The 13,081-nt window shown below is 57.1% G+C and carries 10 protein-coding genes; 7 read left to right on the forward strand and 3 right to left on the reverse strand.

The window, feature by feature from the left end; translation table 11 throughout:
- Positions 1-13: 13 nt before the first annotated feature.
- On the forward strand, positions 14-691 hold the full coding sequence (locus tag ACMWLG_RS22555) for an AroM family protein (RefSeq protein WP_008503271.1): 678 nt from the start codon (positions 14-16) through the stop codon (positions 689-691).
- Between the two features lie 71 nt (positions 692-762).
- Positions 763-1,050: a pyrimidine/purine nucleoside phosphorylase gene (gene ppnP, locus ACMWLG_RS22560; protein ID WP_008503270.1), complete on the forward strand. Its 288-nt coding sequence runs from the start codon at positions 763-765 to the stop codon at positions 1,048-1,050.
- A gap of 48 nt (positions 1,051-1,098) precedes the next feature.
- Here the strand turns inward: ppnP and rdgC are convergent, their stop codons facing one another.
- On the reverse strand, positions 1,099-2,013 hold the full coding sequence (rdgC, locus tag ACMWLG_RS22565) for a recombination-associated protein RdgC (RefSeq protein ID WP_023310540.1): 915 nt from the start codon (positions 2,011-2,013) through the stop codon (positions 1,099-1,101).
- A gap of 123 nt (positions 2,014-2,136) precedes the next feature.
- On the opposite strand from rdgC, the gene mak reads away from it, so the two are divergent.
- Positions 2,137-3,042, forward strand: a complete 906-nt coding sequence (gene mak, locus ACMWLG_RS22570; RefSeq protein ID WP_045400629.1) for a fructokinase — start codon at positions 2,137-2,139, stop codon at positions 3,040-3,042.
- Positions 3,043-3,197: 155 nt separating this feature from the next.
- Here mak and sbcC read toward each other — a convergent pair whose 3' ends face one another.
- Positions 3,198-6,329 (reverse strand): exonuclease subunit SbcC, encoded by a 3,132-nt coding sequence (gene sbcC / locus ACMWLG_RS22575; RefSeq protein ID WP_045400633.1) that lies wholly within the window; start codon positions 6,327-6,329, stop codon positions 3,198-3,200.
- The gene (gene sbcD, locus ACMWLG_RS22580) at positions 6,326-7,531 is read right to left on the reverse strand and encodes an exonuclease subunit SbcD (RefSeq protein WP_045400636.1); all 1,206 of its coding nucleotides are present in this window, start codon (positions 7,529-7,531) and stop codon (positions 6,326-6,328) included. The genes sbcC and sbcD overlap by 4 nt, the downstream gene beginning before the upstream one ends.
- Before the next feature lie 187 nt (positions 7,532-7,718).
- Between sbcD and phoB the strand changes: the two genes are divergently transcribed.
- From phoB to proY, 4 genes are all read left to right on the forward strand, one after another.
- Complete coding sequence (gene phoB, locus ACMWLG_RS22585) at positions 7,719-8,408, forward strand: phosphate response regulator transcription factor PhoB (protein WP_008503265.1); 690 nt, start codon at positions 7,719-7,721, stop codon at positions 8,406-8,408.
- A gap of 21 nt (positions 8,409-8,429) precedes the next feature.
- Positions 8,430-9,725, forward strand: coding sequence for a phosphate regulon sensor histidine kinase PhoR (gene phoR, locus ACMWLG_RS22590; RefSeq protein WP_045400639.1), 1,296 nt, complete (start codon positions 8,430-8,432; stop codon positions 9,723-9,725).
- A gap of 409 nt (positions 9,726-10,134) precedes the next feature.
- Positions 10,135-11,454, forward strand: coding sequence for a branched-chain amino acid transporter carrier protein BrnQ (gene brnQ / locus ACMWLG_RS22595; protein ID WP_024906795.1), 1,320 nt, complete (start codon positions 10,135-10,137; stop codon positions 11,452-11,454).
- 81 nt (positions 11,455-11,535) lie between these two features.
- On the forward strand, positions 11,536-12,909 hold the full coding sequence (gene proY / locus ACMWLG_RS22600) for a proline-specific permease ProY (protein WP_029739758.1): 1,374 nt from the start codon (positions 11,536-11,538) through the stop codon (positions 12,907-12,909).
- The last annotated feature ends 172 nt before the right edge of the window (positions 12,910-13,081 follow it).

A 13,081-nucleotide genomic window follows, 5' to 3' on the forward strand; every position in this document is an offset into this window, starting at 1 on the left:
GAAGGCGATCAAGATGAAGGCAACGTTGGCGATCCTCACCATTGGTGTGGTCCCTGTAAGCGAAGTGTTACCGCTCTTAACCGAGCATGTATCTGAACAACAGATAACGCATCTTAGCCTGCTGGGGAAGATGAGTCGGGAAGAGGTCATGGAAGACTACGCTGTCGAGGCGGGGGAGGATCCCCTGGCGACGTTATTAAGCGACGGTAAACTGGCGCATGTTTCACGCCAGAAAATCGAGCGCTCGCTGCAGGGCGTAATAGAAGTGCTCGATAATCAAGGTTATGACGTTATTTTACTGATGAGTACCGCGCCCATTAAGGGCCTCACGGCGCGTAATGCGATTTTGCTGGAGCCGATGCGGATCATTCCACCGCTGGTGGCCTCCATCGTGGATGGTCATCAGGTGGGGGTGATTGTGCCCATTGAGGAGCTTATGGATAACCAGGAAGCAAAGTGGCACGTGCTGGAAAAAGTGCCCTTGTATGCGCTGGCAAATCCGTTCTGGGACAGTGAGGCCAAGCTCATTGCTGCCGGGAAGGAACTGCTTGAGAGAGGGGCAGATGTCTTGATCCTGGACTGCCTCGGTTTCCATCAGCATCATCGTGATCTGCTGCAAAAAGCGCTGGATGTTCCCGTGCTGTTATCCAACGTTCTGATGGCTCGCCTGGCCTCGGAACTCCTTATGTAATGATTTTGCGTGACAGGTGATGAGCGTGGCCCCTATAGTGAATTTTTATCTAAAAATATAAGGGCCAGTTCATGCTTCAAAGTAACGAATACTTTTCCGGTAAAGTGAAATCCATTGGTTTTACCAGCAGCAGCACTGGCCGCGCCAGTGTCGGCGTTATGGCGGAAGGGGAATACACCTTTGGCACGGCGGAAGCTGAAGAAATGACGGTCGTCAGCGGGGCGCTGAACGTCTTACTGCCGGGTGAAACGGAATGGAAAGTTTACGCTGCCGGGCAAGTTTTCAACGTCCCTGGCCACAGCGAGTTTCATTTGCAGGTCGCTGAACCTACCTCTTATCTGTGCCGCTACCTGAAATAAAAAATAAGCCGGGTGGCGCTGACGCTTACCCGGCCTGCGTTTTGCCTGTTATCTCTGCGCTTCGCCGCCGAGACCTTCCACCAGATTCTGAATCAACGCGGCCAGCTCGCCGGTCATCAGGATAAAGTCCGCGTCAAAGCGCTGGGCGTAATCTTCCCTGTCGATATCTTCGTTCTGATCGCGCAACTCGTCGCAGAACTTAAGACGCTTCACGGAGCCGTCGTCGCACATCACGAACTGGATGCGCTGCTGCCAGTCGAGCGCCAGTTTAGTGACCACTTTACCCGCTTCGATGTGTACAGCGATCTCGTCGCTCACCAGATCCTGCTTCTTCGCGCGGATCACGCCGCCATCTTCCAGCAGGGCTTTCAGCTCGGCTTCATCAAGGATCTGGAAACCCTGTGCCGCAGCACCGCTGCGTACCCATTCGGTCAACGTCAGCTCGATCGGCGTTTCCAGCGCCAGCGGAACGACCGGTAAAGATCCGATGCTTTTACGCAGCAGGGCCAGAGTATCTTCTGCTTTCTTGGCGCTGGCGCAGTCCACCATGATCAGCCCGTTGACGGTGTCGATCCACATCATGGTCTGGCTAAAGCGGCTGAAGGCGCGCGGCAGCAGGGAGTGCAGCACTTCGTCTTTCAGCGAATCTTTTTCGGTCTTTTTCAGCTTGCGGCCCTGTTCGGCTTCCAGCTTGAAAATTTTCGCTTCGAGCGCCTGCTTAACCACCGGCGTCGGCAGGATTTTCTCTTCTTTACGGGCGCAGACGATGATTTGACCCGTGCTGCTGGCGTGGGTCAGTGCATCGCTTTGTGAACCCATTGGCGGAACCCAGCCGGTTTTAGCCATATCCTGGCTACCGCAAGGGGAAAAGGTATAAGCGGCTAACTGTTTTTCCATCTCTTCTGCACGCAGCGAAACGTCGCGGCTGAGACGGTAAACCATCAAATTTTTGAACCACAGCATGATAATTTCCACGGCCTTGTCGTTAAATCAGCGGGCATGATAACGAATTGTCGCATCGCTTGCATTGCTAATCGGGAAGCGTGCTTCTACTCTGTTGATAATCAAAATAATGAGGAGAGTCTTGTGCGTATTGGGATCGATTTGGGCGGCACCAAAACAGAAGTTATCGCACTGAGCGAGCAGGGGGAGCAGCTGTTTCGCCACCGTCTGCCGACGCCGCGCGATGATTATCACCAGACTATCGAGACGATTGCCAGCCTGGTTGAGATGGCAGAGCAGGCGACAGGGCAAACCGGCAGCGTCGGGATGGGGATCCCGGGGTCGATCTCGCCGTATACCGGGGTGGTTAAAAATGCCAACTCCACCTGGCTCAACGGTCAGCCGTTTGACAAAGATTTGAGCCAACGTCTGAACCGGGAAGTGCGTCTGGCCAACGACGCCAACTGTCTGGCGGTCTCTGAGGCCATCGACGGCGCGGCGGCCGGTGCCCAGACCGTGTTTGCAGTGATCATTGGTACCGGCTGCGGAGCGGGCGTGGCGTTCGGCGGACGCGCCCATATCGGCGGTAACGGCACCGCGGGCGAGTGGGGACACAACCCGCTGCCGTGGATGGATGAAGACGAGCTTAAATACCGCGCTGAAGTGCCGTGCTACTGCGGAAAGCAGGGCTGTATTGAGACGTTTATCTCCGGCACCGGTTTTGCTACCGACTACCACCGCTTAAGCGGCCAGCCGTTAAAGGGCAACGAAATCATGCGTCTGGTCGAAGAACAGGATCCGGTCGCCGAGCTGGCCCTTAGCCGCTACGAAATGCGGCTGGCGAAATCCCTGGCGCACGTGGTGAATATTCTCGATCCGGACGTGATTGTGCTCGGCGGCGGCATGAGCAACGTTGACCGGCTGTACGCCACGGTTCCGAACCTGGTGAAACAGTGGGTCTTCGGCGGCGAGTGTGAAACCCCGATCCGCAAAGCTGTCCACGGTGACTCCAGCGGCGTGCGCGGCGCGGCGTGGCTGTGGCCGGAATAAAAGCAAATAATGTTTATTCCCTCTCCCTGTGGGAGAGGGCCAGGGTGAGGCAAGGTAAAAGCAAAACAGCAACGAAAGTTGCTGTTTTGATGTTTGTACCCTCTCCCCGTGGGAGAGGGCCAGGGTGAGGGCATCAGACCGCACCATCCCCCCATTTATTCCACCGCAAACACCTTATCCAGCCTGCTGTACCCCAGCCCGTTGATCTTCTTCACCTTGATCTGCACCGGAATGCGCTCTTTCATCGCCTCAACGTGGCTGATCACGCCGATGGTTTTCCCGGTGGCGTTCAGCGCGTCGAGCGCATCCAGCGCGGTATCGAGCGTTTCACTGTCGAGCGTGCCGAACCCTTCATCCAGGAACAGGGAATCGATCCGCGTCTTATGGCTCACCAGATCGGAAAGGGCCAGCGCCAGCGCCAGGCTGACCAGGAAGCTCTCGCCGCCCGAGAGCGTGCGGGTATCGCGAACCGCATCCGCCTGCCAGGTATCGACCACTTCCAGCTCCAGCGCGTCGCTGGCCTTGCGCTGCAGCAGATAACGCCCGTGCAGACGGTTAAGCTGCTGGTTAGCAAGCCAGACGAGATTATCCAGCGTCAGCCCCTGTGCGAATTTACGGAACTTGTCGCCGGTGCTGGAGCCGATCAGCGCGTTCAGATAACCCCAGTCGTCCGCCTCTCGCGCGGTCTCTTCAATTTGCTGCATCAACGCCAGCTGGTGCTGACGGTTATCGCTGTCCTGCTTAAGCTGCTGGCGGATCTCGCCCTGATGCGTGGTGTTCTCGCGAAGCCGTTGCGCCAGCTGCTGCAGCTGGCTTTGCAGCGTGGGGGCATCGGCATTGAGCCCTTCCGGCCGCAGCGCCAGATGAGCCTGCAGCTGCTGGTTAGCCTGGCCGGAAAGGGCCGCGGCCTGCTGTATCTGGCTTTCCAGCGACTGCTTCAGCTGTTCGAGGCGACGAATAGCGTCGTCATCCAGCAGGGCGGCAAGGAACGCGTCCCGATCGGCAAAGCAGCTCGCTGAGAGCGCCGCGGTGAACTGTGCCTGCGACTGAAGCAGGCGCTCTTGCTCCAGCTTTTCCTGCTGCTGATGTGCGGTGAGCTGGCTTTGTAGCGACACGCATTCGTCGTGAACGTCTCGCCAGCCGTCCGGAATGGCCGGTTCGGCCTCTTCGCCGTTCGTTTCCGGAAGCGTGTCGAGCAGCGGCTTCAGCGCGTTTATGCGTTCCAGAAGTGCGCCGTGCTGCGTTTGTTTCTCCTGCCACTGCGCGAATTCCGCTTCGCGGGCGTGCAGCCAGGCGGCTTCATTCCCGTCTTCAGGTACGTTAAGCGATAGCGAAAGCAGGGTGTTTTCCAGCGCCTGGCGCGCGGCCGTCAGCTGCTGCTGATACTGTCGCTCCTGCACTTCCTGCTCGTTTAACTGGTTTTGCAGGGTCAGACGCTGGCTGAGCTGATAGAGCTGGCGCTCGTACTGTTCCTGCTCGTTCATCCATGGCGAGATATCTTCCTGAATATTTAACGCTATGTTCAGGGAAGTGCAGGCTTCCATCCACTCTTTAGTGAGTGCTTGCTCTTCCTGAGAGAGCATCTGCGCTTCGTCTGTCTCGCGCTGAATCTGCTGCGTCAGGGCATTAACCTGTCCCAGCACCAGCAGGCCTTCCTCTTTAAGGGCGGCGACCTCTTTTTCCAGGTCATCACGGCGGCGCTGGTTATCCGTCAGCTCAAGCGACTGGTATTGCGCAACGGCGGGATGCTCGCTGGAGCCGCACAGCGGACAGGGTTTGCCGGCCTCAAGCTGCGAACGATAATGTTCCAGCTTTTTGATCGTCGCTTCGGTTTCGCACAGGGCCTTGAGGTCCAGATAGTGCTGGTGTTTCTCTTTGTACTGCTGGCGACGCAGCGTCAGCGTTTCATTGAGTTTGTTTTGTTCGGCCTGGGCCTTCAGCACGCTTTCACCGCTCTGGCGCAGGCGCTTTTGCAGCGGCTGATAGCGGGCATGCAGCGACGTCAGCCGCTGACGCAGCGTGCGTGACCGGGACTGCTGCTCCATGGCCGCACTGACCTCATCTGCCGTCAGCGTCAGCGAATTTTCCGGCATCTCAGCCAGCCTGTTGCGTAATTCCCCCATCCGCGCAGCAAGCGAGGCTAACTGCGTTTTGTCGCGGTTAAGCTGAGAGAACTGGGCACGCCAGCCGGCAATCTCCTGCCCCAGCAGGCGATAGCGTTCGTGCTCCGCCAGCCACTGCGCCAGCGCCGTCAGTTCGGTCTGAAGCTGCTCATGATTCCGCTGGGCGGTATGACGGATCCGCGCGCGCAGCGCGGTTTTGGCTTGTAAGCGAGTATTTACTTCAATAATTCGCTGCTGGGTTTGCGCCAGGCGCGCGGTTTGCTCCTGCTGGTGCTCCCAAAGCGGTCGAAGCTGGGCGGCGGGCAGAGCAAGCTGGAGCTTTGCCAGCTCTGGCGCAGCGTTCGTCAGCGCCTGTTGCGCCTGCTGCTGCATCGCGGTGACGCGCTGCTGCTCAAGCACGAGCTCATCATGGCGCGTAAGCCACTGAAAATCTTTCTGTTGGCTTTGCTGCTGAACCAGCAGGGTTTTCTCTTCGTCAGTAAGCACCTGCAAACTTTGCTGCAACTGCTGCTGTTGCTCTTCGCTCAACAGCACGACGCCCGCCGCCTGCGCCTCGCACTTTTCAAGCACGCTGCGGGCGGCTTTGTGTTTCTCAAACACCATGGCGGAAATCTGGCCGTAGATCTCGGTGCCGGTCAGTTCTTCCAGCAGCTCGGCGCGATCGCTCGGCTTGGCATTAAGGAAGGCGGCAAACTGCCCCTGTGAGAGCAGCATGGAGCGGGTGAAGCGGCCATAGTCCAGCCCGGTGAGCGCGGCGGTTTGCTCCAGTTTATCCGTCACTTTGTCGGCCAGGATTTTGCCATCTTCGCAGCGCGCCAGCTCCACGCGCGGCGCCTGCAGGTTTCCGTCCGGCTGGTTGCGCGCGCGGTTCTGGCTCCAGAATGCGCGATAGGCGGTGCCTTTTACCTCGAACTCCACTTCCGCCAGGCACTCGGCGGTGTCGCGCGTCATCAGGTCGTTTTGCGCCTGAGAAACCTTCTGCAGGCGTGGCGTTTCGTGATAAAGCGCCAGACAGATGGCGTCAAGCAGGGTGGTTTTACCTGCCCCGGTTGCGCCGGTGATGGCAAACAGACCGTTGCTGGCAAACGGCTCCGCGGTAAAGTCAATTTTCCACTCGCCCTTGAGGGAGTTGAGATTTTTCAGACGCAGGCTCAAAATTTTCATGCGTTTTCTTCCTCATCATTGAGCGCATGCAGGGTATGGCTGAACAGTTCGCTGAGTCTTGCGCGCTTCGCGTCGTCAATTTCCTCCTGCGAGAGCCTGCGTTCAAACACCTCTTCAACCCGCAGTTCACTGAGCGTTTCGCGTTGAGCGCTTAACAGAATTTTCTCGCGCTGCTCGCGGCTGCGGCGTACCAGTAAGACTTCGACGGGTAAATCTTCCGTCAGCGCCTGAATTTTTCGCTGCATATCGTGCAGGTAGTCGTCGGTGGTGATTTCGATATCCAGCCAGATGGGCGGGTTAAGCGCTGTTCCGCGCCACTGCTCAAGCTGGGCGGTAATGGCGTCAAGATCGCCCTTCAGCACCGCCAGAGGCTGGGTGACGGGCACCTCCAGCGTCTCGACGGCGTGAAGTTTTCCTTCGGAGAAGCTCACCAGATGGACGGATTTGGCCTTGCCCGTTTCGTCAAAGCTGAGCGAAATTGGCGAGCCGCAGTAGCGGATGTGCTCGCTGCCGCCGACGATCTGAGCCCGGTGTATGTGCCCGAGCGCAATGTAGTCGGATGGCGGGAAGTTCTGCGCCGGAAAGGCATCCAGCGTGCCGATATAGATGTCACGTACCGCGTCACTTTTACTGGCCCCGACGGTGGTGAGATGCCCCGTCGCAATCACCGGAATCGGCTGGTCGCCGCGCAGGGCGCAGGCATCGGCGTGCTGCTGGTGATAATAGTCGGTGATGGCCTGTAATAGATGCTGCTGCTTTTCCGCACCCGACAGCCCCGCCTGGCTTTGCACGATGTCGCGCGGCCGTAAAAAGGGAATGGGGCACAGCACCGCCCCCGACGTGCCGTCGCGTTTTTTCAGGATCTGCGGGGCGTGCCCGGCGCTGGCGACGACGGTGGTATTGAGAAATGCCAGGATGTCGCGGGATTCATTGAGCGTCGCGACGGAATCATGGTTGCCGGCGACAATCACCAGATGACAGCCGGTTTGCTGCAAATTCACCACGAAGCGGTTGTACAGTTCACGCGCATAGCTGGGGGGCGAGCCGGTATCAAAGATGTCACCCGCCACAATAATCGCGTCCACCTCGTGCGTCCGGGCCGTTTCCAGCAGCCAGTTCAGGAAGGCTTCATGTTCAGCCGCACGGCTTTTGCTGTAAAAATTTTGACCCAGATGCCAGTCCGAGGTGTGAAGTATGCGCATAGCTGATCCGTGGCAAAAAAGAGAAAGCAGGATTATAAACGTTCAGAGACGGGAAAATAACCGCTGTAATAAAACAACGGTTTGCCCCTTATCGTGGTACTGTTTTTCATAAATCTGTCATAAATCTGACGCATAATGGCGCCGAATTACAAACTTGTAACTTAAATAAGATAAGACAGGGCAAAGTATGGCGAGACGTATTCTGGTCGTAGAAGATGAAGCTCCAATTCGTGAAATGGTGTGCTTCGTGCTCGAGCAAAACGGCTTCCAGCCGGTTGAAGCGGAAGATTATGACAGCGCAGTGAACCAGCTGAATGAACCCTGGCCCGATCTGATTCTGCTGGACTGGATGTTGCCCGGCGGCTCCGGACTGCAGTTTATCAAACACCTGAAGCGTGAAGCGCTGACCCGCGACATCCCGGTTGTGATGCTCACGGCGCGCGGAGAAGAAGAGGATCGCGTGCGCGGTCTGGAGACCGGCGCGGACGATTACATTACAAAACCGTTCTCCCCAAAAGAGCTGGTTGCCCGCATTAAAGCCGTGATGCGCCGTATTTCGCCGATGGCGGTGGAAGAGGTGATCGAAATGCAGGGGCTGAGCCTTGATCCCACCTCACACCGCGTAATGACCGGTGAAAATCCCCTCGACATGGGGCCTACCGAATTTAAACTCCTGCACTTCTTTATGACCCATCCGGAACGCGTTTACAGCCGCGAGCAGTTGCTGAATAACGTCTGGGGAACTAACGTGTATGTCGAAGACCGGACGGTTGACGTACATATTCGCCGCCTGCGAAAAGCACTGGAACTGAGCGGCCACGATCGCATGGTGCAGACGGTCCGCGGCACGGGTTATCGTTTTTCTACCCGTTTCTGAACAATGACAGGAGTGTGACGCGTGCTGGAACGTCTGTCATGGAAAAGGCTCGTCTTTGAACTGATCTTATGCTGTATTCCGGCCTTCATTCTGGGGGCCTTTCTTGGACACCTGCCGTGGTTTCTGCTGGCGTCGGTCACCGGGCTGCTCATCTGGCATTTCTGGAACCTGCTGCGCCTCTCCTGGTGGCTGTGGGTTGACCGAAGCATGACGCCGCCGCCGGGAAGCGGCAGCTGGGAGCCGCTGCTGTACGGTCTGCATCAGATGCAGATGCGTAATAAAAAGCGTCGCCGCGAGCTGGGAAGCCTGATTAAGCGTTTTCGCAGCGGTGCAGAGTCGCTGCCGGATGCCGTTATTCTGACGACTGAAGAAGGGACAATCTTCTGGTGTAACGGCCTTGCGCAACAGCTACTGGGCCTGCGCTGGCCCGACGACAATGGCCAGAATATCCTCAACCTTCTGCGCTATCCCGAGTTCACGCTGTATCTGAAAAAGCGTGATTTTACCCGCCCGCACAATCTGAAGCTCAATAATGGTCGCCATCTGGAAATCCGCGTGATGCCCTACAGCGATAAGCAGTGGCTGATGGTGGCGCGCGATGTCACCCAGATGCACCAGCTGGAAGGGGCGCGTCGCAACTTCTTCGCCAACGTCAGTCACGAACTGCGTACCCCGTTGACCGTGCTTCAGGGCTACCTGGAGATGATGCAGGAGCAAACGCTTGAAGGCGCGCCGCGTGAAAAAGCGCTGCACACCATGCGCGAGCAAACGCACCGGATGGAAGGGCTGGTGAAGCAGCTGCTGACGCTCTCGAAGATTGAAGCGGCGCCGACGCTCGCGCTAAATGACACCATTGATGTGCCGATGATGCTGCGGGTCGTTGAGCGTGAAGCGCAGACGTTAAGCCACAAAAAGCATCACCTGACCTTTGAGGTCGACAATACGCTGAAGGTGCTGGGCAGCGAAGATGAACTGCGTAGCGCCATTTCCAACCTGGTGTATAACGCGGTGAATCATACGCCGGAGGGGACGAATATCGTGGTGCGCTGGCATCATGCCCCAACGGGGGCTGAGTTTAGCGTGGAAGACAACGGGCCGGGAATTGCGCCTGAGCATATTCCGCGCCTGACCGAGCGCTTTTACCGTGTGGATAAAGCGCGATCCCGGCAGACTGGCGGAAGCGGTCTGGGGCTGGCAATTGTGAAACACGCGGTGAATCACCATGAAAGCCGTCTCGATATTCAGAGTACGCTGGGTAAAGGAACCCGCTTCAGTTTCGTTATTCCGGAACGATTAATTGCCAAAAAGATCGCCTGACGGCAGGCGTGTCATTTTACCTTTCCACGGGTCAGCGTCTGCTGGCCCGTTTGCTTTGCAGTCAAGCGAAACGCGGGTGAATTTTATACGGCTGACTGTTTTTTGTTCGCATGATTAGCCATGGGTTTTTCTTATAAATAGCGTATTGTTCTGAGGTGTGTTTTCATGCTGGCATATTGTTCTGGTTTTGCGATCCCACCTTGCCTTTAAACGTTATAAGCGTTTAAATTGCGCCCCAGATACTGTCAGACCGACTGTATTTGCGTGGTAAATCGAAAAACTATTCTTCTCCACGCCAGGACGGGAGCATTTCCCGCTGAAATTGAGCAAATTTTCGGCTGTATCGTCCCGTCAGGGATATCGAAAATCTCAATGTTTTCAACACCACATCCACAGGCAGTAAGGTTTTATGACCCATCACTTAAAATCGCGTGACATCATCGCGCTGGGCTTTATGACATTTGCGCTGTTCGTTGGCGCAGGCAACATCATTTTCCCTCCAATGGTTGGCTTACAGGCGGGTGAACACGTCTGGACCGCCGCGTTTGGTTTCCTGATTACTGCCGTGGGTCTGCCGGTTCTGACCGTCGTCGCGCTGGCGAAAGTCGGCGGCGGTGTGGATAGCCTCAGCACCCCGATTGGCAAAGTTGCAGGTGTTCTGCTGGCAACCGTCTGCTATCTGGCCGTTGGCCCGCTGTTTGCAACCCCGCGTACGGCAACCGTGTCCTTCGAAGTGGGTATTGCTCCCCTGACCGGTGACGGTGCGATGCCGCTGTTTATCTATAGCCTGATCTACTTCGCAATCGTGATTCTGGTTTCCCTCTATCCGGGAAAACTGCTGGATACCGTGGGTAACTTCCTGGCTCCGCTGAAAATTGTGGCGCTGATTGTTCTGGCGGTAGCGGCCATCGTCTGGCCAGCGGGCCCGATTAGCGACGCGATGGACGCCTATAAAAACGCCGCGTTCTCTAACGGCTTTGTGAACGGCTACCTGACGATGGATACGCTGGGCGCCATGGTGTTTGGTATCGTTATCGTTAACGCCGCGCGTTCCCGCGGTGTGACCGAAGCGCGTCTGCTTACCCGCTATACCATCTGGGCTGGCCTGATGGCCGGCGTGGGGCTGACGCTGCTCTATCTGGCGCTGTTCCGTCTGGGTTCCGACAGCGCCATGCTGGTCGATCAGAACGCCAACGGTGCGGCTATCCTGCACGCCTACGTTCAGCACACCTTCGGCGGTGCGGGCAGTATGCTGCTGGCGGCGCTCATCTTCCTGGCCTGTCTGGTCACCGCGGTTGGCCTGACCTGCGCCTGCGCAGAGTTCTTTGCACAGTATCTGCCGCTCTCTTACCGCACCCTGGTGTTTATCCTCGGCATCTTCTCTATGGCGGTGTCCAACCTCGGTCTGAGCCACCTGATTCAGGTCTCGATTCCGGTGCTGACGGCGATTTATCCGCCGTGCATCGTGCTGGTGGTGTTGAGCTTTACTCGCCCGTGGTGGAACAACTCTTCACGAATTATTGCGCCAGCCATGTTTATCAGCCTGATTTTTGGTATCCTTGACGGGATTAAAGCATCAGCTTTCGCGCACATACTGCCGGCATGGACACAGCGTCTGCCGCTGTCCGAGCAGGGTCTGGCCTGGCTGATGCCTACCGTTGTTGCACTGGTTCTGGCCATTATCTGGGACCGTGCTGCAGGGCGTCAGGTCGCATCGAACGCCCATTAATCAACGGCAACAAACTGTTTAACCACGGGGCTTAAGGCCCCGTGGTTTTTTGTTTTTTTCGTGTTGAATGGCAAGATTTAAATGGAAAGCACTAACAAACTTAAACGTGGATTGAGCACGCGCCACATCCGCTTTATGGCGCTGGGCTCTGCTATCGGCACCGGTCTTTTTTATGGCTCGGCAGATGCCATCAAAATGGCCGGTCCCAGCGTTCTGCTGGCGTACATCATCGGCGGCGTGGCGGCGTATATCATCATGCGCGCCCTCGGCGAAATGTCGGTTCACAACCCGTCCGCCAGCTCCTTCTCCCGCTACGCGCAGGAAAACCTCGGCCCGCTGGCCGGGTTTATCACCGGCTGGACCTACTGTTTTGAAATCCTGATTGTGGCAATTGCCGACGTGACGGCGTTTGGCATCTATATGGGCGTCTGGTTCCCGGCGGTGCCGCACTGGATTTGGGTGCTGAGCGTGGTGCTGATCATTTGCGCCGTTAACCTGATGAGCGTGAAGGTGTTCGGCGAGCTGGAGTTCTGGTTCTCCTTCTTCAAGGTCGCCACCATTATCATCATGATCGTGGCCGGTTTCGGCATCATCATCTGGGGAATCGGCAACGGCGGGCAGCCGACCGGCATCCATAACCTCTGGAGCAACGGGGGCTTCTTCAGCAACGGCTGGCTCGGCATGGTGATGTCGCTGCAGATGGTGATGTTTGCCTACGGCGGTATCGAGATTATCGGTATTACCGCCGGGGAAGCGAAAGATCCGGAGAAGTCCATTCCGCGCGCCATCAACTCGGTGCCGATGCGTATTCTGGTGTTCTACGTGGGTACGCTGTTCGTGATTATGTCCATCTACCCGTGGAATCAGGTAGGCACCAACGGTAGCCCGTTTGTTCTGACCTTCCAGCATATGGGGATTGCCTTTGCGGCCAGCATTCTGAACTTTGTGGTGCTCACCGCGTCGCTCTCCGCGATTAACAGTGACGTCTTTGGCGTGGGCCGTATGCTGCACGGCATGGCGGAGCAGGGTAGTGCGCCGAAGGTGTTCGCCAAAACCTCACGCCGCGGCACGCCGTGGGTGACCGTCGTGGTGATGACCGTGGCGCTGCTGTTCTCGGTTTACCTGAACTACATCATGCCGGAGAACGTCTTCCTGGTGATCGCATCGCTGGCGACCTTCGCGACGGTGTGGGTGTGGATTATGATCCTGCTGTCGCAGATCGCATTCCGTCGTCGTCTGTCGCCGGATGAGGCGAAAGCGCTGAAGTTCAAAGTTCCTGGCGGCGTTGCGACGACCGTGGTCGGGCTGATCTTCCTGGTGTTTATCATTGCCCTGATTGGCTACCATCCGGATACCCGCATTTCCCTGTACGTGGGCTGCGCGTGGATCGTCCTGCTGCTGGTGGGCTGGGTGTTTAAATGCCGCCGCGACCGTCAGCTGGCGGAAGCGCAGTAATATTTGTATTACTTGTTCCGTGGAAGGGGATTGCCAGGCAATTTTTAACCTGAAGCGATGCATGTGGTTTCAGGAAAGTGAATGGCTTACAGCGATGCCCTGGTCCGGCTGTAAATCGCCGAAGCTTTTCCGTTAGGCCGGGGCGAGGCGCAGGGATGCGCCGAGAGGGCGG

Source organism: Enterobacter sp. 01-M-02-SI-ECC, assembly GCF_047530595.1.
Classification (GTDB): domain Bacteria; phylum Pseudomonadota; class Gammaproteobacteria; order Enterobacterales; family Enterobacteriaceae; genus Enterobacter; species Enterobacter cloacae_M.

Excerpts from the sequence above, each read along its gene's own strand:
- ACMWLG_RS22555 (WP_008503271.1), top strand. The coding sequence starts at position 14 with ATGAAGGCAACGTTGGCGATCCTCACCATTGGTGTGGTCCCTGTAAGC.
- ppnP (WP_008503270.1), top strand. The coding sequence starts at position 763 with ATGCTTCAAAGTAACGAATACTTTTCCGGTAAAGTGAAATCCATTGGT.
- rdgC (WP_023310540.1), bottom strand. The coding sequence starts at position 2,013 with ATGCTGTGGTTCAAAAATTTGATGGTTTACCGTCTCAGCCGCGACGTT.
- sbcC (WP_045400633.1), bottom strand. The coding sequence starts at position 6,329 with ATGAAAATTTTGAGCCTGCGTCTGAAAAATCTCAACTCCCTCAAGGGC.
- sbcD (WP_045400636.1), bottom strand. The coding sequence starts at position 7,531 with ATGCGCATACTTCACACCTCGGACTGGCATCTGGGTCAAAATTTTTAC.
- phoB (WP_008503265.1), top strand. The coding sequence starts at position 7,719 with ATGGCGAGACGTATTCTGGTCGTAGAAGATGAAGCTCCAATTCGTGAA.
- brnQ (WP_024906795.1), top strand. The coding sequence starts at position 10,135 with ATGACCCATCACTTAAAATCGCGTGACATCATCGCGCTGGGCTTTATG.
- proY (WP_029739758.1), top strand. The coding sequence starts at position 11,536 with ATGGAAAGCACTAACAAACTTAAACGTGGATTGAGCACGCGCCACATC.